18 protein-coding genes and 2 pseudogenes are annotated in these 21,726 nt (G+C 47.7%); 12 read left to right on the forward strand and 8 right to left on the reverse strand.

Annotation, left to right across the window (positions count from 1 at the left end):
* The first annotated feature begins 638 nt into the window (after nt 1–638).
* Nucleotides 639–1,484 (forward strand): AraC family transcriptional regulator, encoded by an 846-nt coding sequence (locus ACL2XN_RS07445; RefSeq protein WP_413722593.1) that lies wholly within the window; start codon nt 639–641, stop codon nt 1,482–1,484.
* Nucleotides 1,485–1,517: 33 nt separating this feature from the next.
* Here the strand turns inward: ACL2XN_RS07445 and ACL2XN_RS07450 are convergent, their stop codons facing one another.
* Entirely contained in the window at nt 1,518–3,539 is a 2,022-nt protein-coding gene (locus ACL2XN_RS07450; RefSeq protein ID WP_413722592.1) for a TonB-dependent receptor domain-containing protein, read from the reverse strand.
* Nucleotides 3,540–3,830: 291 nt separating this feature from the next.
* Between ACL2XN_RS07450 and ACL2XN_RS07455 the strand changes: the two genes are divergently transcribed.
* Together ACL2XN_RS07455 and ACL2XN_RS07460 are read left to right on the forward strand one after the other, a co-directional pair.
* Nucleotides 3,831–4,463, forward strand: a complete 633-nt coding sequence (locus ACL2XN_RS07455; RefSeq protein WP_413722591.1) for a YbhB/YbcL family Raf kinase inhibitor-like protein — start codon at nt 3,831–3,833, stop codon at nt 4,461–4,463.
* 28 nt (nt 4,464–4,491) lie between these two features.
* Nucleotides 4,492–5,370 carry a helix-turn-helix transcriptional regulator gene (locus ACL2XN_RS07460; RefSeq protein WP_413722590.1) on the forward strand — a complete coding sequence of 293 codons (879 nt, stop codon included), beginning with the start codon at nt 4,492–4,494 and terminating at the stop codon, nt 5,368–5,370.
* 153 nt (nt 5,371–5,523) lie between these two features.
* On the opposite strand, the gene ACL2XN_RS07465 is transcribed toward ACL2XN_RS07460, so the two are convergent.
* Nucleotides 5,524–6,408: an SDR family oxidoreductase gene (locus ACL2XN_RS07465; protein ID WP_413722589.1), complete on the reverse strand. Its 885-nt coding sequence runs from the start codon at nt 6,406–6,408 to the stop codon at nt 5,524–5,526.
* 78 nt (nt 6,409–6,486) lie between these two features.
* On the opposite strand from ACL2XN_RS07465, the gene ACL2XN_RS07470 reads away from it, so the two are divergent.
* Together ACL2XN_RS07470 and ACL2XN_RS07475 are read left to right on the forward strand one after the other, a co-directional pair.
* Complete coding sequence (locus ACL2XN_RS07470) at nt 6,487–7,095, forward strand: TetR/AcrR family transcriptional regulator (RefSeq protein WP_413722588.1); 609 nt, start codon at nt 6,487–6,489, stop codon at nt 7,093–7,095.
* A 233-nt stretch (nt 7,096–7,328) separates the two neighbouring features.
* Nucleotides 7,329–8,216: pseudogene (locus ACL2XN_RS07475) on the forward strand (12-oxophytodienoate reductase); the annotation flags it as partial.
* Nucleotides 8,217–8,395: 179 nt separating this feature from the next.
* On the opposite strand, the gene ACL2XN_RS07480 reads toward ACL2XN_RS07475, so the two are convergent.
* Nucleotides 8,396–9,691, reverse strand: coding sequence for an MFS transporter (locus ACL2XN_RS07480; protein WP_410015477.1), 1,296 nt, complete (start codon nt 9,689–9,691; stop codon nt 8,396–8,398).
* 302 nt (nt 9,692–9,993) lie between these two features.
* On the opposite strand from ACL2XN_RS07480, the gene ACL2XN_RS07485 reads away from it, so the two are divergent.
* The gene (locus ACL2XN_RS07485) at nt 9,994–10,707 is read left to right on the forward strand and encodes a FadR/GntR family transcriptional regulator (protein ID WP_410015478.1); all 714 of its coding nucleotides are present in this window, start codon (nt 9,994–9,996) and stop codon (nt 10,705–10,707) included.
* 48 nt (nt 10,708–10,755) lie between these two features.
* Here the strand turns inward: ACL2XN_RS07485 and ACL2XN_RS07490 are convergent, their stop codons facing one another.
* The gene (locus ACL2XN_RS07490) at nt 10,756–12,009 is read right to left on the reverse strand and encodes an enolase C-terminal domain-like protein (protein ID WP_410015479.1); all 1,254 of its coding nucleotides are present in this window, start codon (nt 12,007–12,009) and stop codon (nt 10,756–10,758) included.
* 412 nt (nt 12,010–12,421) lie between these two features.
* Between ACL2XN_RS07490 and ACL2XN_RS07495 the strand changes: the two genes are divergently transcribed.
* The 3 genes from ACL2XN_RS07495 (at nt 12,422) to idnD (ending at nt 15,711) form a co-directional block, all read left to right on the forward strand.
* On the forward strand, nt 12,422–13,189 hold the full coding sequence (locus ACL2XN_RS07495) for an SDR family oxidoreductase (protein WP_413722587.1): 768 nt from the start codon (nt 12,422–12,424) through the stop codon (nt 13,187–13,189).
* A 111-nt stretch (nt 13,190–13,300) separates the two neighbouring features.
* Nucleotides 13,301–14,665 (forward strand): MFS transporter, encoded by a 1,365-nt coding sequence (locus tag ACL2XN_RS07500; RefSeq protein ID WP_410015481.1) that lies wholly within the window; start codon nt 13,301–13,303, stop codon nt 14,663–14,665.
* Nucleotides 14,665–15,711, forward strand: coding sequence for an L-idonate 5-dehydrogenase (gene idnD, locus ACL2XN_RS07505; RefSeq protein WP_413722586.1), 1,047 nt, complete (start codon nt 14,665–14,667; stop codon nt 15,709–15,711). The genes ACL2XN_RS07500 and idnD overlap by 1 nt, the downstream gene beginning before the upstream one ends.
* Before the next feature lie 420 nt (nt 15,712–16,131).
* Here the strand turns inward: idnD and ACL2XN_RS07510 are convergent, their stop codons facing one another.
* Nucleotides 16,132–16,308 (reverse strand): glycogen synthase, encoded by a 177-nt coding sequence (locus ACL2XN_RS07510; RefSeq protein WP_413722585.1) that lies wholly within the window; start codon nt 16,306–16,308, stop codon nt 16,132–16,134.
* 472 nt (nt 16,309–16,780) lie between these two features.
* On the opposite strand from ACL2XN_RS07510, the gene ACL2XN_RS07515 reads away from it, so the two are divergent.
* On the forward strand, nt 16,781–17,302 hold the full coding sequence (locus tag ACL2XN_RS07515) for a TetR/AcrR family transcriptional regulator (protein ID WP_413730573.1): 522 nt from the start codon (nt 16,781–16,783) through the stop codon (nt 17,300–17,302).
* A 12-nt stretch (nt 17,303–17,314) separates the two neighbouring features.
* Nucleotides 17,315–18,214: a helix-turn-helix domain-containing protein gene (locus ACL2XN_RS07520; protein WP_413722583.1), complete on the forward strand. Its 900-nt coding sequence runs from the start codon at nt 17,315–17,317 to the stop codon at nt 18,212–18,214.
* Between the two features lie 1,056 nt (nt 18,215–19,270).
* Here the strand turns inward: ACL2XN_RS07520 and ACL2XN_RS07525 are convergent.
* Entirely contained in the window at nt 19,271–20,119 is an 849-nt protein-coding gene (locus ACL2XN_RS07525; protein WP_413722582.1) for a universal stress protein, read from the reverse strand.
* A 33-nt stretch (nt 20,120–20,152) separates the two neighbouring features.
* Nucleotides 20,153–20,767, reverse strand: a complete 615-nt coding sequence (locus ACL2XN_RS07530) for a DUF2913 family protein (RefSeq protein ID WP_413722581.1) — start codon at nt 20,765–20,767, stop codon at nt 20,153–20,155.
* Nucleotides 20,768–21,159: 392 nt separating this feature from the next.
* Here ACL2XN_RS07530 and ACL2XN_RS07535 point away from each other — a divergent pair.
* Nucleotides 21,160–21,366: pseudogene (locus tag ACL2XN_RS07535) on the forward strand (AAA family ATPase); the annotation flags it as partial.
* A 101-nt stretch (nt 21,367–21,467) separates the two neighbouring features.
* Here the strand turns inward: ACL2XN_RS07535 and ACL2XN_RS07540 are convergent.
* A complete protein-coding gene (locus ACL2XN_RS07540; protein ID WP_413723587.1) occupies nt 21,468–21,707 on the reverse strand; it encodes a non-oxidative hydroxyarylic acid decarboxylases subunit D in 240 nt (79 codons plus the stop codon).
* Nucleotides 21,708–21,726: the final 19 nt, after the last annotated feature.

The raw sequence follows: 21,726 nt of genomic DNA on the forward strand, positions 1-21,726 counted from the left end.
GATTTTTAAAACCGACACAATAACACTCTTTGATGGAACCCATCATTCAGGCAATTGCACAATGCAGTGCTTTCGAAAAACAACATTTAACAACACGTAAAGAATGACATTAATAAAAATAAAACATGATTAACATAAGCGAAATAAATCACATCTAAAAAAGCAAGAATACCTCTCATATAATCACCTTTATAAAAGCAGTACCTAATTGTATTCTTTTATTGTATCAACACACCCATTAATATATTAATTCTCCAAAATACCGATAATTCCGCCATCCGTGTGTAAGCCTCAATGACCGCCTGGGGATAAAATCAATTAATTGTCTAATTGACCATCTGAATAAAATGAAGTTGAATATTAAATGGTAGACATAAATGAATCCACTATTAAGATTTATCAACTCGATTAGTTGCTTTTGAACCATCAGATTTTAATGAATAAAATTGTTAATTAGTAGAACACAATGGTGAAGATGATAATAATTTAAATAAAGCATATTTTAGCAAAAACCTTAAAAAAATCACAACAATTTAGTTATTATAATTGGAGATTTTTACGCTCACCTAGCTTAAAACTTTCCACTTCATATGGTTAATGTTATAATCTTAGTTATTCGACCAAGAGGTTTGAATTCTATGACAACTGATCGCTCATTTAATACAGTAAACCATTACGAAATTTCTGAAGTGAGAAATCCCTTTTTACCAGTTTTATCCATTAAATCAGATAATTTTACAGATTGCTGGGAACTCAAGCCACATCAGCATCCTGAAGCTCAACTAATATTTTCGCCAAAAGGAATTATAATATGTGAAGTAAAAAAATCAATCTACCTAATACCACCGCAATGTGCTATATGGATACCAACTAATACAGTTCACTCTACAAGAGGAGCCGGCAATACTAGCTGTTACTGCTTATTCATTGACACTACTAAAATAAAGGGGCTTCCTGAAGAATGTGCAACTCTTTCTGTACATCCTCTTTTGCGTGAATTGATTTTTTTTGCCTCAAATTTTAACGGCAAATCTACATTATCAGAATCCGAAAAAAAAATAATAGATGTATTAGTCGATCAGTTAAAAGCTACGACTAAACTCGAAGTTAGTCTTCCAATGCCTTCAGAATCGCGCTTATATTCAGTAACCAATGAGCTTATTAAAAGTCCGAATAATTCACTTAAACTTCATGAATGGGCGCTAAGAGTCAATATGAGTGAAAGAAGCTTCACCAGGTTAGTGCAACATGAGCTGGGCATGAGCTTTGGCAGATGGAAGCAGCAACTTCATATAGTTATAGCACTTCAGCGAATTTCCGAGGGGGATAGTATTACCGCTATTGCACTTGACCTGGGTTATGAAAATGCAAGCAGTTTTGTTACCATGTTCAAAAAAATATTAGGTAAACCACCGCTGAGTTATTTTAATGATTTAAAAAATTCATCTTCAAAACTTATCGATTTGCATGAAATTAAAAAATAGAAAGGGGGTGCCGTCCTCCCCCGTTTTTATTACCTAAAAAGAATAATTCACAGCAAGCCAGTATCGTCTGCCATCTTCAACATAACCATAATCATCATAACGAATTTTTTTGTCGAGAATATTTGAAACACCAGCCTTAATATCTACATTTTTGGCGACTGCATAATCCGCTCCGATATCTAACATGGCAAATGAAGGTGCCTGGATAGGTAATATAGTCGCTTGTGCACCACCTACATTATCACTATCCTTTCCGCGAATATTTATTGCCAGCCAGGTTTTCAACCTCTCACTATATTGATAATTAACAGTACTATTGAATTGATGTTTAGGCAGTTTATTAAGTGGCTTCCCTTTATTTTCACCAGACTGCTGTTTTGAATAGGTATATGTATAGTTATTCGCAATGCTTACTTTTTCAGTAACAGGAAAAGCAAGTGAGGCTTCAACACCCCGAGTTACTGCTTTACCAATATTTGTATAGATAAGTGGGTAAGCACCATAAACATTAGGTACTGACAGACATTGGTTTTCTGGGCAAGATACTGTATCTATCTTGTCCTTGAACTGGTTATTAAATAATGTAATACCTCCTGTTAATCCTTCATCGTTGTCATAAAGGAGTCCCATTTCTTGGGTTATTGACTTTTCCGGTTTCAGATCAGGATTTCCGTAAACGTTGCCAACATAAGATACGGTACCAAACGATGTTGAAGTTTCTGTAATAGCCGGTGCTTTGAAACCACTACTGACGCCCCCTTTAATCGTCCAGTTTGTGGCAACATTCCAGACACCATAAATTCTCGGGCTCCAGTGACTCCCAAACTGATCATCATCATCAAAACGTACACCTGAAGTTAAAGTGAAATCTTCAGTAGCCAGCCATGCGTCTTCCAGGAACAAGGACTTTTCGGTACGTTTTAGATCTGTCTCACTGGATAGCTGATTTGATGTTCCATCATGTAACTTTTTAATACTAAGTTCTCCACCAAAGGTCAGGATATGGCTGCCTATATTTGAAGAAAGTGAGGATCGCATGTTTAAATTCTTTAGCCAAACATCCTCAGAACCTATCGTATAATCTTCGCTTTGGATATACGATTCTGTTTTTCCAATGGGCAAATAGCCAATATGATTTACAGAAAAACGGTTAACCTCAGTCTTTTTCCTGTAATCTGTCGGCACGCCAGTGACATAATTATATGCTGGGCTAATAGACTTCCCTACGGTCTGAGTTATATCCTGTTGTGTATGATTAGCTGTAAAAGTAATTTCTTGTTTATCCGAAGGGGTTAGTGTTATCTTGCCTGTTATGTTATCTCTTTTGCTACCTCGATAACCATTATAGATATCGTCTTCGTCACGCTTAGAATAATTTCCATAAGCCTGCATTGAAAGGATATTGTCAATCAATGGACCGGTTAAAAAGAAATTATTCTGAAATATATTACCCGAATCACTATGCTCCTGCATTGTAAAATCGGCGCCAATACTTCCTTGCCATTTATTTGAATTTTTACGTGTTATTATATTAATTACACCACCCATTGCATCTGATCCATATAAAGCGGACATCGGCCCTCGTATAACCTCAATATGATCTATTGCAGAAGCAGGAGGCATCCAGGCATTCATCTGACCATAGCCATCAAATAAACGGCTCGTATCCCTGGAGTCAATTCTCATACCATCGACCATATATAAGGTATAATCAGATCCCATGCCACGAATATTTATCTCCTTGTGATCCCCGCCAATCGTGGTAGTGATACCCGGAACCCCTTGGAGCAAATCTGCGATATCACGATAAGGTTTTTTTTGGATTTCTTCACTTGATATCGAAGTGACAGACGCAGGTGCCTGGCTTGTAGATTTATCCATTCCATTGGCGCTTGCGCTTACAACCATCGTTTCGTCTTTATTATTGTTATTAAGTTTATTTTCACTACCTTCATCAATCGGTGTTGCATGTGCCTGGGAAAAACAAGTAAGAAAATAAAAAACACTTAATTTCAATCGAAATGGGGCTGTTACTCGCGCTTTATTGAGATACATTTTACACGCCTTTATATGATAATGATACTCATTATTATTCAAGAGAAGGTAATATAATTAAATAAATTACAAAGCACATTGCTAAATTCGGTCATTTTATTCTTCTTTTCGGCCATTCTTCGGCTTCACCAAAACAAAAGCAGCCATCATTCACGTGATACGTTTTTTGTTTTAAACTAAGCATGTCCAGCCAAAATGATAGCTTCAGGAAGAAATTTGACTGGATGAGGCACTGGTAAGGTTTGTGAAAGTCGTATAATCGATTTTTCCATTTATAGACAAGGCAACAGCATGAAATTATATAGCCATAATTTTAAAGATGGCGGTGCCATCCCCGGCAAGAATAGTTTTGCCGTTTACGATCCTGAAAATAATATCCGTTTATCTGATAACCTTAACCCACACCTCCGCTGGGAAGATGTTCCCGCGGGTACGCAGTCGCTGGTGCTCCTTTGCCACGATCCCGATGTTCCTACCAGTGCTGAAAATGTAAATCAGCCAGGTAAGAGTGTCCCGGCATCGTTGCCCCGCGCCGATTTTTTTCACTGGTTACTGTTAAATATCCCGGCGGGTCAGAGCGAAATCGTTGAGGGGTCACAATCCCATGGCATTTCCGCTGGAGGCAAACAGGGTCCCTCTGCGCCAGATGGACTGACCCATGGCATAAATGATTATACCGGGTGGTTTGCCAATGATGAGTCGATGGCAGGCACCTACTATGGCTATGATGGTCCTTGTCCGCCGTGGAATGATGAAATAATCCATCATTATGTATTCACATTATATGCGCTCCCGACCCCGACATTGAACGTAGCAGGAGAGCTTACTGGTGCTAACATCCGTCGCACGCTGGAAAACAGCGACGTTTTGGCCAAAGCTACGCTGACTGGAGTCTACAGTCTTAACCCGGACGTGAAAGTGTAACGCTCAGCGTCTAAGCAGCAGGTAAACCATGACCAGAGAAAATAGGTTATTCGCATCAGATGAGAAATACGCCTTGAGCAGTGAACAATTTTCCTGGTCTGGTTTTTATGGCAGCAGCACCAGCCGTAATAATCTGGTTTCGGTGGCTTATCCGCAACTCAGGGTGGAGCAGAGTACCCCCTCTTTTTTCTTCTTTGAACCGACGGTGCTGATCGTATTAGCGGGAAGAATTGAGTTCCTGGCTTCGGGGGAAAACCATACATTAGCTGATAAGGCCGCCGTAGGTTTTATAGATCAGGGCGTGATTGCCGATTATACCAAATATCCCCCGAGTAATGACTCCCCGTTCCGGTCAATATTTCTCACTTTCAGTGCAGATGTGTTGGAATATTTTTATCAGTTTTTTCAGGGCGACATTTCCAGTGCCAAAAAGAAACCTCAGTTCACCACGGTTGATCTTAATAGCGCTCTACACGAATCATTGCGAACGTTACTGAAAAACCTGGATCAGCCGAGTCTTAGCGATGCAAGGATTCGGTTAAGAATTTTTGACTTACTGTTAGTCCTTGCCGAGCAAAATATTCATTTTACCCTTCCACAACGACAGGGCGTCTTCCCACGTTTAAGCCATCTGCTACGCGCCTCACCAGAAATCGGCTGGACTGCCCGCTCCGCCGGTGAAGCATTGGCTATGAGCGAATCAACCCTGCGAAGGCGGTTGCGCGAAGAGGGTATCCGCTTTGAGAAGCTTCTCGTGGATATACGCATGCACCACGGCTTATTGCTGATACAAACCACCAACTGGAACATGACGCAGGTGGCAGATGCCTGCGGCTACAAATCGGTTTCACGCTTCGCTGAAAGATTTACACAGCGTTTTGGCCTGTCTCCATCGCGGTTACGTTAGTACTTTCATTAGGGCCATGCGTTTTATAGGTAATAAGCACCAGATAAATTATCTTATTCATTGCGAATGTTATGAATAATTTGATTAACGTTCATTTTCATCAATATTGGATGAGGAGATCTCTTTAACGTAGTGCCTGATGACACCCCGGATCTACCGATTGAAAAACGCAATATTTTCCTGCAGCCAATCTGACAATGAGCGCGGGGGCAATCCAGTTAATTCTTCAACAGTCAAAGTGCGCTCAATCAGCACTGAATGGTTGAAAATCCGGTCAAGTCCAATAAGCAGTTCAGTGACAAACGGTGAAAGACCGTCAGCAAGTAATGCAGCGCGCTGTTCATTGGGTGAGCGGTCAATATAGGTGACCGTACGACCTAAAAGATCGGATAATTTCTCAGCAATCTCAGGCATTGTCCAGTTACGCGGACCCGTTAGGTGATAAGCACGTTGGGAGTTATCTGCTACTTTTTCAAGCAGCGCTACACGTGCCACCCCGGCTACATCGCGGGTGTCAATCAGATTGACGCGCCCGTTACTTGCAGCGCCCGCCCAGGTTCCCGCAGCGACCTGGCTTCCAGCACGCTTGAGTATATCCATGAAAGTAGTGGGTCTCAATATGGTTGAGGCCACAGGTTGTCGGGCCAGATGAGCCTCTATCACTGCATGCCATGCAAAAGGATTTATGGGCGTTGCTGGCCCCATCACCGAAAGTTTAACAATATGTCGCACGCCTGTTTTTACAGCAGCATCAATCAGTGCTATCTCATTAGCCACCTGTTGAGATGATGTCCCATGAGCGATGAAAAGCTTATCGGCACCTGCTAGCCCCCTTTCGAGCGTTGAGGGTTTATCAAAATTGACAACAACAGATGATACCCTGTCGGAAATATTTTCAGGTGTCTTCTGACGCGTGAGTGCAATGATCGCTACGGGATCTGATGCGAGCATATTGATTAAGTGTGAGCCGACCCGACCCGTGGCACCCGCGACAGCGATGCGAAGTTCAGGAACTTGAGTATTCGATTGATTAAGCATGGTGAACCCTTATTATATGATGGAACGATCAGTCCAGCAATCTTGGTACGATCATTCCAGATTGTCAACGGGGGATTTATGAGCGGTAAACCGCAATACGATGAAAGTGCCGTGTTGAATGCGGCGATCGGCGTTTTCTGGAGTCATGGTTATGCAAACGCCTCCATCAGCGACCTTACTGAAGCAACAGGTCTGTCCCGCTCCAGCCTTTATCAGCGATTTAAGGATAAGGACGGGCTCTTCAATGAGTGCCTCAGGCTGTATACGGACCGCGTCCTGTCTCGCATGAATTCAATTCAACTTGCGTCCCCAAGAGCAAGGGTTGAAGCATTGCTGCGTGAATTCCTTCCGGATAACGCTGGACTGGATAACCTCAGAGGTTGCCTGCTGTCTCGCAGCCTCAGTGAGCAAGCCGATCTTACCGCCGCAGGGAAAATGACGATGAACGTGGGGATTCGCCAACAGCGACAGATATTGTTAAACATTCTGGCGAAGGGGCAACAAACGGGAGAAATCGCGCAGGATATCAATCTGGAACTGCTGGCCTGGTATTACTTTGGCATTCTGCAGTCGGTGGTAAATCTGCCTTCAGCAGGCGCAAGCCGACAGACACTTTCACAGCTCATTGATATTTCAATGTCGGCCTGGCCAAAAAAACGAGATTACCCTCCGGATTCTGATGGATAACCTGAATGTGTATCATTAATAATATCAGGACTCGCGCTTAGCGGAGTTTAAGATCAGAAAGGGGTAGCGCGTCAACAGGCAACGTTTTGCTTAAACAACACATCGGGTTGTCCACCTTTTCTCATTTCATTCCAGCAACCTGATTAAATTGCCGCCTGGCTGCTTCGACTTCAGGCACCTTATTAAGCGTCCATTGGCGTAGTCCACGAAGCGGCATCCCTTTTTCCCTTTTTCCCTTTTTCCATGGTGAAGCGGCACTTTGGCTGGAAAAACGTTATTGATGCTGTGCACAGTGCAGGCGGCCGCATGGCGCCGCAGATCTGGCATACCGGTGCAGTGCGTTATATTAACGGCTGGGAGCCGGCAGCCCCTGTTGAAAGCCCGTCAGGTTTTGATGCGCCCGGAGACCCACGCGGCGTTGCAATGAGTGAAGAAGATATTGCGGATACCGTTTCGGCGTTCGTAAAGGCAGCGGCGGATGCCAAACGTCTGGGCTTCGACACGGCCGAAATCCATGGCGCTCATGGATTTTTAATCGACCCGTTCTTCTGGGCCGGTACTGATCTGCGTACGGACCGCTACGGTGGCCCAACAATCAAAGAACGTTCGCGCTTTGCCAGTGAGATTATCTCTGCCGTTCGTCACGCAGTCGGTCCTGATTTTCCGATTATCATGCGTGTCAGCCAATGGAAGCAGCAGGACTTCGGGGTACGAATTGCCGAAACCCCGGCGGTGATGGAAGAATGGTTATTACCGCTGGTTGAGGCTGGCGTCGATATCCTACACTGTTCGCAACGTCGATTCTGGGAGCCGGAATTCCCTGAAATTGATGGCGGAAACGGCCTGAACTGTGCGGGTTAGGCGAAAAAGTGACCGGCGCCGCGACGATTAGCGTAGGTTCGGTTGGTCTGGATAACGATGTGACTAATGCTTTCGCCGGAAAGGGATCGGCTTCTGCGAGCCTTGAGCGCCTTATTGAGCGCATGGAGCGTGAAGAGTGTGATCTCATCGCCGTGGGCCGTGCCCTGCTAAGCGATCCGGATTGGGTAACGAAAGTGGAAGATGGCAATTACACAGCATTGAGCGGATTTACTCCGGCATCCCTGGCTGAATGGGTTTAAGACTGCACGACAGGTGTTTCAAGTCTATTCATAAGGCGGCCCTGTAAATCGGGACCGTCTGGCAGGACTGACCCCGCCCAGATGGCCGTGCCGGCGGGTACGGTTGTAGAACACTTACACATAATCGAAGGTAATGGACGCAAAATACAGGCCGTTAAAGTAACCGGCCTGTATAGGGATTAGGGTAGCGCCACCGCCTTCGACGCCGCCTGCGCAGAGGATTTATTACTGAAACCGGTCAAAGCGGTCAAGATGACGGCGATCACCAGTGAACCGCCCATAAAAACATAAGACGCCTGCGGCCCCTGGAAAACGCCATTCAGGTAGCCGACAATCCACGCCCCGACAAACGAGCCCAGCGCGCCGAAGCTGACGATAAACGCCATCGCCCCCGCCATGACATTGCGCGGCAACAACTCCGGCACCGCGGCAAAAAAAGGCCCATAAGGGGTGTACATCGCTCCGCCGGCGATCACCAGCAGCACGTAGGACAACCAAAAATGGTCGGCGCCCAGGGTAAAGGATCCGCAAAAACATACCGCCCCCAGTCCCAGGAACAACAGCACCACCAGCTTACGCTGCTGGAATTTATCGGAGAAATAGGAGGCGGTCAGCATCAGCGGCACCGCCAGCAGGTAAGGCGCGGCGGATAGCCAACCGGTGGCCACGATGCCCAACCCCGAGGCGGTCTTCAGGATCGAAGGCAGCCACATAATGAAACCGTACATGCCGATATTCCAGAAGAAATGGATAAACGACAACGCCAGCACCTTCTTCGAGCGGAACGCCTCGGCGTAATTTTTCACGGGTTTCATTTCCACCTGCTCGGCCGCCAGCGCAGCCTCAAGATCCTGCTTCTCTTGGTCTGTCAGCCATTTGGCGTCTTTCGGCCGGTCAACAAAGATAACCCACCAGATAACCGCCCAGACGATCGCCGGCACGCCTTCGATGATAAACATGCCGCGCCAGCCGAAGGAATTCACCAGATAACCTGACACAATCGACATCCACAACACCGTGATCGGGTTGCCTAGGAACAGGAACGTATTGGCTTTGGAACGCTCGCGCTTGGTAAACCAGTGGCTGAGGAACACCAGCATCGCCGGCATCACCACGCTTTCGGCCACGCCCAGCAGGAAACGGATCACGGCCAGCGCCGCCACGCTATGCACTATGCCGGTTGCAGTCGCCAGGATCCCCCACAATATCAGGCTCCAGAAAATCAGTTTTTTGGCGCTGCGCCGTTCCGAATAGATGCCGCCCGGCACCTGGAAGAAAAAATAACCCAGGAAAAACAACGCGCCCAGCAACGACGATATGCCTGGAGTGATATTCAGATCGTGCGCCAGTCCTGAGGCGGCGCCAAAACCGTAGTTGGCGCGATCGAGATAGGCCAGGCTGTAGGTTATAAAAGCCAGCGGGATCAGTTTACGCCAGCGTATCGGCGCTAGGTTCTGTGGCAAAAGTTGACTCATGTCGATATTCCAAGGGGGTTAATTATTACCGGTCAGTACCTGAAGCCGGAGTGTTTATCTTTCTTCATTGCCAAACACTACCTGTCACACAACATCTTGTATGACATCATTCATGTTTAAAAATGCGGCATTCTCCATCGCCGATCAATGACCAATCCGCCAAAATGAAGTGACGATCACATATTTTATTTTCAGCGGCTGGTTTCATCCTGACAGCATGAAAATGCGCTTTTTGGCTTCACAGCCCCCGCTGGGCGTGCTATACACAGGCATGTTGTAGGACAACGTATGCGACGGACACCATGAGCATTCAATCAATACAGAAACACAACGTGGTTAACGCGGTTTATGATCAGATCAAGGAAAAGCTGCTGGACGGAAGTTGGCCCCCGGGCAGCAAGCTACCTTCCGAGGCCGAACTGACCGCCTCGTTCAACGTCAGCCGCGTCAGCATCCGCAGCGCGGTACAGCGCCTGCGCGATCTGGGTATTGTCATCACTCACCAGGGCAAAGGCAGCTTTGTCACCAAGGACCTTAACCAGCAAAGTCTGTTAAACGAACACCAACCCATCATGCACCTGAGCCGCGAAGAGTTTCACGATATGATGGTGTTCCGCCAAACGGTGGAGTTCAAATGCATGGAGCTGGCGGTATGCAACGCCACGCCCGACGACATCACCGCCCTGGAACAGGCGTTGAACCGCATGCTGGTGAACAAGGACGACTACAAAAAGTATTCACAGGCCGACTTTGATTTCCATCTGGCGATCGCCAAGGCATCGCAGAACAAAGTGTTTTACAACGTCATGAATTCCATCAAAGACATCTACTACTACTATCTGGAAGAGCTGAACCGCGCACTCGGCATCTCGCTGGAAAGCGTCGAGGCCCATATCAAGGTGTTCATGGCGATCAAGAACCGAGACTCCTCCACCGCGGTGGCGGTGCTCAATGAAGCGATGTCGGAAAACGTGGCGGCGATTGAGAAACTGAAACAGTCGGCGCCGGACGCATAAGCGCCCGGCCGCTATAAGAGGATGCCATCCTCCTATGCCGCGCGTTCCCTATGGCCGCGACGCAGTCCCATCAGGAGTACGCGCCAGGGTCCAGGACGGGATACCACCGATACAGGGGTATTGCGCCGCTTTTTCCTCATTGATATCAATGCCCAGCCCCGGGCGGTCGCTCAGGTACGCATAACCCAGCTCGATTTCCGGGCAGCCGGGGAACACCTCTCGCAGCGCGTCGTTGACCGGCGTGTATTCCTGGATGCCGAAGTTGGTCACGCTCATATCCAGGTGCAGGTTGGCGCAAACGCCCACTGGCGAAATGTCACCCGGGCCATGCCAGGCGGTGCGCACGCCGTGGATTTCGCTCAGCGTCGCCAGCTTTTTCGCCGGGGTGATGCCACCGATGGTGCTGACATGGCAACGGATATAATCGATCAGGTTGTGAGTAATCAGCGGTCTCCAGTCATTGACGCTGGTAAACAATTCGCCCATCGAAATCGGCGTGGACGATTGTTGGCGCAGCATCTTCAGCCAATCGATATTTTCCGGCGCCACGGGGTCCTCAAGATAAAACATCTGGTACTGTTCCAGATTCTTGGCCAGCTGGATGGCGGCCATCGGCGTCACGCGCTCGTGCACATCATGGATAAATTCGATGCCGAAGCCGAGTGTATTGCGCAGATGGTCGAACAGGCGCGGCACGCTTTTCACGTAGGCATCCGGATCGAAATAAATCCCCGGCGTGCTGGCGCGCGGCGAGCGTTTCGGCTGAATATTCTTTGCCCGGGCCAGCCGGGTGGCGATAAGCTTCAGGTCGTCGGTACCCGCGCCGCCATACATGCCCATCTGGCAGCGGACGTACTGATAGCCCTCTTCCATGCGTGCGCGGACATTGTCCTCCACTTCAAATTCGTCGCTGCCGTCGGTATGCACGTACAGCGGAATGCCATCGCGGCATTTGCCGCCCAGCAGCTCATACACCGGCATGCCGGCCAGCTTGCCTTTGATATCCCATAACGCCATGTCCACGCCGGACAGCGCGTTATTCATGATGGGGCCGCTGCGCCAGTAACCGCTTACGCAGGCCGATTGCCAGATATCCTCGATGCGCGCCGGGTCCTTGCCAATCAGGAACGGCGCCATGTAGCCGTCGATGGCGCTTTTCACCGCCTGGATACGCTGGGTAAAGGTGGCGCAGCCCAGGCCATATAATCCCGGCTGATTGGTTTCTACCTTCACCACCGCCAGATCGATGCCGCCCGGGGCGGTCAGAATGGTTTTCACCGCGGTGATTTTCAAATTACTCACAGTCACTCCTTAAATTTAATGTTTGCCCGTTAACATCCGTGTTCATTTCACGGCGGCGTGTTCCCTCGCCTTAACCGCCCGGACACCCAACCGGCTAGTGTTATCAGATCTAGCATCTCATATGTTGTCCTACAAGTAATTTTTGTTATACCCGTAAAAATGAGCGACGCAAAGCCTGGGAATTCAATAATGTGTACCCGATCATAAAAATAATAATGCTGGTTTATATAGTTGTTTTAAAACATATTTATAAGAATAAAAAACATTAAGAGAGATTATTTTGTGATCTTCATTGCAAAAAATATCTATGAGCATTGCTTTAAGAAATTCATTACTTCACTTTAAATATGAATGATGTCATACAAGTTAACGAGCGATCTTTATCGCCAGGACCCCATAATGAGGAATTGCTATGTCTGCACTGTTTGATTTAACCGGGAAAACGGCACTGGTGACCGGTTCGGCACGAGGTTTGGGATATTGTTACGCCGAAGGGCTGGCCGCCGCTGGCGCCAGCGTAGTCCTGAACGATATCCGCGCGGAGCTGCTGGATGAATCGGTACAAAAACTCCGTGCTAAAGGTTATCAGGCGCAGGGCGTCGCCTTCGACGTCACCAATGAGGATGCGGTGGAAAGCGCGTTCGCCGCCCTGGAACAACAGGGGCTGCCGGTGAATATCCTGATTAACAATGCCGGCATCCAGTACCGCAAACCCATGGTGGAGCTGGAGCTGGAACAGTGGCAACGCGTCATCGACACTAACCTGACCAGCGCTTTTATCGTTTCGCGCGCGGCCGCGAAACGGATGATTGCCCGCGGCAACGGCGGCAAGATCATCAATATCGGATCGCTGACCAGCCAGGCCGCCCGCCCCACCGTGGCGCCCTATACCGCGGCCAAAGGCGGTATCAAGATGCTGACCTGCTCAATGGCCGCCGAATGGGCGGAATTCAACATTCAGACCAACGCCATCGGCCCCGGTTATATCCTTACCGATATGAACACCGCGCTTATCGACAATAAACAGTTCGACGCCTGGGTCAAAGCCAGCAACCCGTCAAAGCGCTGGGGCAAGCCGCAAGAACTGATCGGCACCGCGGTGTTCCTTTCCTCCACCGCGTCCGACTACATCAACGGCCAGATTATCTACGTCGACGGCGGCTGGCTGGCCGTGCTGTAACCCGCCCAGCCTGATCTGAATATACCTACGCCCACAGCATCGCCGCTGTGGGCTATATCCCTGTATCCGTCTGCTTATAAAAAAATGGTACCTTTTGACCAGGAAAATAAAATGAAAGCAACCAAGTCGCGATTCTTTATTTTGTCGCTGTTATTTATCGTAACGGCAATTAATTATATGGACCGGGCCAACCTGTCCGTCGCCGGCAGTAAAATCCAGGCCGATTTCGATTTAAGTCCCACCCAGCTTGGGCTGCTGTTCTCCATGTTCACCTGGTTCTACGCCGCCAGCCAGATCCCGGTAGGTTATGTGCTGGACCGCATCGGCTCACGCGTCCTGTACGGCAGCGCCATCATCCTGTGGAGCGTGTTTACCTTCCTGATGGGGTTTGCCTCGCATCACCTGTTTGCCACCGCTACCGCGTCATTCCTGATGTTACTGGGCTGCCGGGCCTTGATCGGCATAGCCGAAGCGCCCTCTTTCCCGTCCAATACCAAGATAATCGCCACCTGGTTTCCCGATCATGAACGGGCGCGCGCCACCGCCATTTATTCCAGCGCGCAATACATCGGGCTGGCGCTGCTCACTCCGGCACTGTCGTTTATCGTGGCGGAATTCGGCTGGCAAATGTCATTTTACCTGTCCGGCGCCGCCGGCGTCCTGTTCGGCATCTTCTGGCTGATGAAATACCGCGATCCGCAGCATAGCGTCAAGACCAACCGGCAAGAACTGGATTATATCCGCGACGGCGGCGGCTACGGTTCACTAAACCAGGCTAACGTCAGCGAAAAAGTACGCTGGGCCGATATTCGCTTCTTCCTGAAAAAACGCACCATCTGGGGTCTGTTTATTGCCCAGTTCGCCTGTTCCTCCACGCTATATTTCTTCCTGACCTGGTTTATCGTCTATCTGGAAAAGGGGCTGCACCTGTCGATCGCCAAAGCGGGCCTGGGAGCTTCCTTTCCATACCTGATGGCCATGGCCGGCGTGCTGTGCGGCGGCACCCTGAGCGACATGCTGCTGAAAAAAGGCGCATCGCGTACGCTGGCCCGCAAACTGCCCGTGATGTCCGGGCTGTGCCTGACCATGGTGATTTGCCTGGTCAACTATTTTGAAGACCAGCCCCTCATGGCCATTGCCATCCTGTCCATCGCCTTTTTCGCCAACGCCTTCTCCAATCTGGGTTGGGTGGTATGGAGCGACGTTATCCCGCGCAACTTTCTCGGCACCATGGGCGGCTGCCTGAATATCTGCGGCAACCTGTCCGGCATCATCAGTCCGATTGTCATCGGCGTGATCCTGCAGCGCACCAATAATTTCCAGTACGCGATGTGGTATATCGCCGCGGTCGCACTGGCCGGCCTGCTGGCCTACACCTTCCTGGTCGGGAAAATCGACGTGATCGTCCCGCCGAAATCAACTGAACCTGTCCGGCCGCAACCCGGCCCAGACGCACTTAAAATCGAGGTCAAATAATGAGCACCCATACAATCAGCTGCAAAGCCTGCTTCGCCTACGGTGAGAAAGATATTCGCGTAGAACAACGTGAGCTGGAATACCAGGATGAGGATGTGCTGGTGAAGGTGGACCGCGGCGGCATTTGCGGGTCCGACATCCATTATTACCAACATGGACGCGCCGGGATGTCGGTACTCAAACATCCCATGGTGGTCGGCCATGAGTTCGTTGGCGTTGTAAGCAAGGCGCCGGTGGACTCTAACCTGCGGGTCGGCCAGCGCGTGGCGGTCAATCCTTCGCAACCCTGCAACCATTGCGTGTTCTGCCTGGAGGGCAAGCAAAACCTGTGCTCCGCCATGCGTTTTATGGGCAGCGCGCAGTTCGATCCGCATGTTAACGGGGGATTCTCCGAATATGTGGTGGCTGCTGTAAAACAGTGTATTCCTTATGATGAGCACGCCGAACCGAAAGTCATCGCCTTTGCCGAACCGCTGGCGGTGGCGATCCACGCCGTTAACGCGGCGGGCACGCTGGTCGGCAAAAAAGTGCTGGTGATCGGCGCCGGGCCGATTGGCTGCCTGATCCTGGCCGCGGCGTTAAGCGCCGGGGCGGCCGAAGCCGTGGCGTGCGATGTCAGCGACCGCTGCCTGACGCTGGCCGCTCAGATGGGCGCCACCGCGACATTTAACCCGATGAATAAAGACAGCGCCGCTTTCTATCAGCGGGACCGGGGCTATTTTGACGTGGTGTTTGAAGCTTCCGGCAGCCCGGCGGCCATCAGCTCCACCGTCGCCCTCACCCGCCCGGCCGGCACCGTGGTGCAGGTGGGCATGGGCGCCAGCAGCGTAGAATACCCGGTGATGCCGATGCTGGTGAAAGAAATACGCTGGGTCGGATCTTTCCGTTTTATAAATGAGTTCGACACCGCGGTGAAATGGCTGCAGGACGGTCGCATCAATCCGCTGCCGCTGCTGAGCGGCGAATATCAGCCGGAAGCCATCGAGAGCGCGTTGATCGCCGCCGCCGATAAAACGACATCGTCAAAGATACAAATTAAATTCTAATATTTCATAAACTTATCTCTGGGAAAAACCAACCTCAGGTTTTCAACATGGGGCTGGTTCGCCGATAAAAAATCAGATTGCATCCACAAATACATACTGTTATAAAAATGGATTTATACAGGAATATGATAATATAGCCTCCCCAAAAATATATTATTTAAGCAAAACAGAACCGCCTTGCAAGGCATTATATCCGCCGATGTAGGTTACCTTAATAATAGAGTCCTGTTTTTTATTAAAACTCTTCCACGACATCATCCAGTGTTGCATGATCCCTGACGGATCCATGAACGATAACAGATAAATTTTTGTAATGAGTTACCTTGCTGGAGGCGAATGTGTTAACCAAAAAATATTTTTGATAACATCTATATTTTTGCTTCACTTATTTTTTCGAAAAAAAACAACGCAAATTCAATGTCATAATTCATTTTTGGTAAAAAAATTGCACATCTTTTTACCAGAACTGGGAATTTTCGCCTCAAGGGTAACAAGGTCAATGGACATTTTTTGGCGTTCCATGAAAGCCACCGTGGACGCCATGAAGTCCACATTGGCATAATTATAATGAGGGGTAAACGGATGTAAGTTCGTCATACTGCTCACTCCTGATTGACCCTATTATCATTTATGCAAAAATAGCCTATAAACCATCTGGGTAGATGTGCTTTTAGTGCCCAATATCTGTTCGTTGTGCAATGCCGGCAGGCATTTCAGGATTATTGGCGACAGCACTTCCCATCGGCCGTCAAACATGAACCAACGGCTCGCCAAAAAACACCACTATCCGACCCGGCGAGCAACCTGATGCGCCGATATGCGCCGTCAGCAAGATAATCATTTTTCATATCCCTTAATAATCAACATCCGTTGATTATTGAGAAGAATAAATGATAGAGTCACCTGTCCAGGTCAGACTGAAAAAACAACAGGAATAGAGATAACGATGATAGCCGACACCCCCCGCAGACCAAGGGGCAGACCACGCAAATCGCAAGTACCGACATCGGATCGGATCTTGGAGAGCGCGCTCGATATTTTCTCCAGATTTGGGTTCGAGGGGTCGAGCTTGCGCCAGATTGCTTCAGAGGCCGATGTGGATGTCTCACTTCTCTCTCATAGTTTTGGCTCGAAACTTGGTTTGTGGCAAGCGGTCATTGACCATGTCGCTGAGCGGGTTGTCGCCGTAATACTTGTCATGGAGCAGGAAAAAAATGGCGACCTCTCGGAGGGTGAGTACTTTCGTCATGTCATGGAGCAATTGATCGATCTGATTTGCGACACTCCGCTGATGGCTAAATTTGTTGTCAAGGAAGTCGCCCAGCATGACGCGCGATCTGACTATGTTTACGAGCGATTGATCAAACCTCCTTATGATTTGCTTTTGCCGTTGCTCAAAAAGGCGCGTGAAGCCGGAGACATCGGCGATATCGATCCTGAGCTGTTTTTCTTTGTGTTCACTGGTTCAATCGCGATGACGGTGGCGACCCGAAGCTTCATTATTCGCTTTTCTCCGACCGCCGCTAAGGATGAAACATTCCGACGCGAGCTGAAGCGCACACTATTTGGTCAATTAACAATGATAAGATAAGTGAGAGTAGCCATGTCCAACTCCCAATTAAATATAATCAGCGTATTACTGGACTGGTTAGAAGATAACCTGGATCAGCGATTATTATTGGATGACGTTGCAGCAAAGGCCGGCTTTTCTAAATGGTATTTGCAACGCATGTTTAAGACTATTACTGGCCGTAACCTTGGAGGTTATACCCGGGAGAGGCGGTTATCCCAGGCAGCGGTGGCATTACGCTTAACGCGTCGATCTATATTTGAGATCGGGTATTTTTACCATTTCGACTCACAACAAATTTTCACCCGCGCCTTTAAACGGCAATTCGCCCAAACGCCGGGCTCCTACCGCTGCGCGTCAAACTGGCGGCTGGCGGGACTTTGTCCGCCTATATACCTTGACTTGACCAGGTTTCCCACACCTGATTTCATCGTCATCCCCGCGACCCGCCTGATCGGAGTGACCAAAAGATATCACAGTACCCTGGAACATTTTCAAGACTTTGTTCGCCGCGACTTGAGAACACCACTCTGGCATCAGTATCTGCAACAAGGAACACCTCTTTCACCGCTACTTTACGGACTGAATCGCATGCTACCGAGCGAGACACCAAGGCGTAATGGGGACATGACATTGTATTACACCACAGCCTGGCCCCAGGGGCAGTTGCCTGAACATCTTCCATCTGCGTCTCCGGTGGTTCTCGAAGGCGGTACTTACGCGCGGTTTACTTATGAAGGACCTGCCGGAGGGCTGCAAAATTTTATTATGCTGGTCTATAAGTCATCCATGCCGAGCTTGCGTTTGACGCGGAGTCAGGGTCCTGACATCGAACGTTTCTCATTCAATTCTCCTATTCAGTATTCGACTGATTATAATATAGTTTGCGAATACCTTATTCCAATAGTTGAAAAAGATTCCTATTTATCATGAGCATGTCATTTCCTACAGAATTGTGCATAAACAAATAGTCTCTTGATGACCAAATTGAGCAATTAGTAATATCGCTATACATACCAATTACCAAGGTATTGCTATTTATCTGGGCCGGGGCATTATTCATCACAATTGGCAATACGAGAGGAATAAAGTCATACATTTTATCAATTTTAGTCTTAAGCACATTCATACGCTAACAATTTCTCAAGTACAGCCTTTGTAAAACTGCGCACAGATTGATCATTCACTGTGCTGTTCTGACGGTATAATTTTAAGTGTGAAAGATCCAGCAGTTCAAACTGATTTGAGGTTAATATGTTTTTATATAATTTATTGTATTTATTGATTATTTTATTCCTTCTCGTCGTGGTTTTTACTGTTTTAGGTAAACACTTGAGTACACAAAATAAACATAAACTGAATGATCGTTTTCATAAATATAAACGTAAGCTTTATAATAATAAAAAATAATGTGAAATTTAAATGATGCTTGTGCTTGCTGAGGGCGTTTCCATCACAGTTGGCCCACCTTTTTTTACGCTTGTGGTCTGACAGGAAAACCTGTTCATGTGCGTTCCCGCACCGCTGGATTAACATATCTCCTCTTACATTAGCTAAGAATTGCCTGCCCATGATCGAGGCTGTAGATGTAAAACCTTCTTTTCTTTCCATATCTGCTCAGCTTTCTGTTGCAATTTAGAAAACACAAGCTTTTAAAATATGAAAAATTATAGTTAATCATTTTTGTTAAAATCTCTACACAAAGCAATTTTTGCACACTACCCACTGATTAATGGCGTTAGAATAACTCTTCATAAAAGGATTTCCCCCGTTATTCATGGATAGAATTTTGTACTAATTACCCACCGGAAACGGTGGATTTTTTTACTTTATACTGAAAGAGTTTGGGCTAATATTAATATCTAGACAGTAGACGTAATCTATCCTTATTAAGCCAGTCTAATCGGCGGATGTCTTTGGCGCCCAAGAGGCTAATACGATATTTTTGTTCTCAAATGATATAATCACATCAATAAATCATTATTTATACTAATGTGCGATTAGCAAGGGAACGGTCGTAACATGCAAGAGTGATCTTGCGAGGCCTCTGAAGATAATCACACCCGACTGGCAATGGCTATAAGCCCCTAGAATAATTAAATCAATATCATGCACCGCTGCGTACTGCAAGAGCACGGCGGCGGAGGGACGATCTTGTGATAACAATACATCAACAGCGACCTGAATTCCGTGCCTGCTGATAAAAAGTAAAAAGTCCGTGCCAAGCGAGTCGCCATGATGTGGATATTTTTCCTTTACGACGTCGACAACCGACACAGATTGTGCAGCGCTCAAAAATGGCAGGGAATCCATGATAGCCCGGCGTGACTCACGGCTACCATTCCAGCTGAGCATGATTCGTTTACCGATCTCCCCTGATTGACACCGCCATCCATTTGGCACTATAAGGAATGGAACATCTGTAGCAAGTAGTATCGCTTGCGCCGACCAATTTTTTGGCAGTCCGTTGGTTCCAGGGGTACCAACGATGATCAGATCTGTATATAACAAAATTGACCTGAACTGCATGTCATCTGCGCTGTCTTTAATGATGTGAAACTCAGAATCAATCTTTTCACTGTGGGTGGCAGCGTTGAAAACCTCTCTCGCCTTTTTTAATGTCTCCTGCTCTTCCTCGCGCTGAAATCTTGTCAACTCAGTTGATGCATCACTGCCAATATCATAAATTTTAGATGGACTGGTCTCCCAGTAAGTTGGGGCGATATAGAGTCCCGCGAGATGAGCACCATAGCGGCGTGCGATTTTTACTGCGTAATCAAGCCGTGCCTGATTATTTAGTGAAACATCAATAAATACCACGATAACCTTTAGTAGCATATATATTGTCTCTAATCACATTGGACTAAATCATTATTTTCCATTAACAGGTGATGTGTTAATAAAAAGCAGATAATAGCTTTGTGTTTCATTTACATAATTGCAATAAAAATCTTGCTTGACAAATAATTCAATGATTTTATTTATCGGTCCAGACAGTTTTAATTCAATAATAGAGATCTGACGACCTTCCGCATCAAATGCTTTATTTAAAGATTCATATTCGATGAAAATTACATTTTTTCTTGAATCCAAAGAAAATTTCTCCAGGGCCAACCCGTCTTTTCGAGATATGCTAAAATCCTGCCATCCCAACAAACGCAACGACTCAATAACATAGCTGAACCGAAGTCGGTCTGTTTTCTTAACCATAGGAAACATGTAAAAAATATAAATAGAATGAAGTTGTTGCAGGAGATTAATTTGTATGCCTAATCGGCTGGCATGCGATATGAGATTGTCGATATCCGTCCCAATCATCTTCGGAAAACGCTTTTGCGTTTTCGCTGTGACTATCCAGTTTAGCAAAAAGAGATGCTCATCTAAGGGAGAATGGATCAGTCCATCTTGAATAGCAAGCCTCAGCGCTACCTGCGCACACCAGGAAAAATGAGCCAACGCTGGAAGTGTCTCGCCTGGTGTCGCCACGGCTATGTTCTCCATTAGGTAGAAAGACAAATGTAGTCTACTCAGAATCGGTGTAATGCTTGTGCTTAATGTGCCCTGAGTTCGGCACTAGGTAAAATCGCAGGTGTATGAGAGAGATTTTTTTTCTCTACTCTGAAATGCTATTTATTTATAATATTCACTCGTATCGGTGTCGATTAGAGAAAAAAGCATATCCAAAGCGGTGGCTCCTTCTTTTGCTGTCCAACCGTCTGTTGGCATTAAAATGCAATTCCTCAGGGCACCATAAAAAACAAAATAGACCAGGCAAGCCAGCGTTTGTACATGGGCATTCGTCCTTACTTCGCCGCGTGATTTACCAGATTCGAAAATATGACATAGCAATAGCATCAATTCTATCTTTTGCTGCGGACCTTGATGAGGCCGGCCTGACGCTGGATGACATACGGGTAGTCTATGCGCCGCCGAAGTATTCGCTGGCGCCAAGCGATCATCATGCCGCGGATGCCTGGATGATGTGGGACCCGTTGCTGAGCGATGCCGAACAGGGCGGCCGGCTTCGTGTGATTGCCAACGGCGTCGGGCGGGTGGACAACCATCAATTTTATCTCGCCGGCCGCTTTTACACGCTAGGTATGCTCCTGCGGGCTATTAAAGCCCGCGACGCGGTGTGGCGGGAATGATTTTACCCCTTACCCAGGCGCACCGGATAAGCGGTGTATTACTCTCCGGTGACTTTCTGCAGGACCGGAACCGGTGGTATTTCCTCGGCGTGTTCCAGACTCCCGGGGTCCAGGCGGAACGCTTGCGGATAAAACCGGGGATCGGAACGGCGCGGAGGCTCGGTCGAACGCCAGGTGTAGAGGCATTGCCCGCATTGAAATACGGTAAATACGCCCGGGACCGGGCTTTCAAACAAAACGTCCGTCTCCGGATGCTGGCAACGAGGACAAATCATCATATGTTCCTTTTCATTTATT

Source organism: Sodalis sp. RH22 (genome assembly GCF_047324165.1).
Lineage (GTDB): Bacteria > Pseudomonadota > Gammaproteobacteria > Enterobacterales > Enterobacteriaceae > Acerihabitans.

Excerpts from the sequence above, each read along its gene's own strand:
- ACL2XN_RS07485 (WP_410015478.1), top strand. The coding sequence starts at position 9,994 with ATGAGCATTCAATCAATACAGAAACACAACGTGGTTAACGCGGTTTAT.
- ACL2XN_RS07455 (WP_413722591.1), top strand. The coding sequence starts at position 3,831 with ATGAAATTATATAGCCATAATTTTAAAGATGGCGGTGCCATCCCCGGC.
- ACL2XN_RS07525 (WP_413722582.1), bottom strand. The coding sequence starts at position 20,119 with ATGCTACTAAAGGTTATCGTGGTATTTATTGATGTTTCACTAAATAAT.
- ACL2XN_RS07495 (WP_413722587.1), top strand. The coding sequence starts at position 12,422 with ATGTCTGCACTGTTTGATTTAACCGGGAAAACGGCACTGGTGACCGGT.
- ACL2XN_RS07480 (WP_410015477.1), bottom strand. The coding sequence starts at position 9,691 with ATGAGTCAACTTTTGCCACAGAACCTAGCGCCGATACGCTGGCGTAAA.
- ACL2XN_RS07460 (WP_413722590.1), top strand. The coding sequence starts at position 4,492 with ATGACCAGAGAAAATAGGTTATTCGCATCAGATGAGAAATACGCCTTG.
- ACL2XN_RS07540 (WP_413723587.1), bottom strand. The coding sequence starts at position 21,707 with ATGATGATTTGTCCTCGTTGCCAGCATCCGGAGACGGACGTTTTGTTT.
- ACL2XN_RS07465 (WP_413722589.1), bottom strand. The coding sequence starts at position 6,408 with ATGCTTAATCAATCGAATACTCAAGTTCCTGAACTTCGCATCGCTGTC.
- idnD (WP_413722586.1), top strand. The coding sequence starts at position 14,665 with ATGAGCACCCATACAATCAGCTGCAAAGCCTGCTTCGCCTACGGTGAG.
- ACL2XN_RS07520 (WP_413722583.1), top strand. The coding sequence starts at position 17,315 with ATGTCCAACTCCCAATTAAATATAATCAGCGTATTACTGGACTGGTTA.
- ACL2XN_RS07500 (WP_410015481.1), top strand. The coding sequence starts at position 13,301 with ATGAAAGCAACCAAGTCGCGATTCTTTATTTTGTCGCTGTTATTTATC.
- ACL2XN_RS07450 (WP_413722592.1), bottom strand. The coding sequence starts at position 3,539 with ATGTATCTCAATAAAGCGCGAGTAACAGCCCCATTTCGATTGAAATTA.
- ACL2XN_RS07445 (WP_413722593.1), top strand. The coding sequence starts at position 639 with ATGACAACTGATCGCTCATTTAATACAGTAAACCATTACGAAATTTCT.
- ACL2XN_RS07510 (WP_413722585.1), bottom strand. The coding sequence starts at position 16,308 with ATGACGAACTTACATCCGTTTACCCCTCATTATAATTATGCCAATGTG.
- ACL2XN_RS07470 (WP_413722588.1), top strand. The coding sequence starts at position 6,487 with ATGAGCGGTAAACCGCAATACGATGAAAGTGCCGTGTTGAATGCGGCG.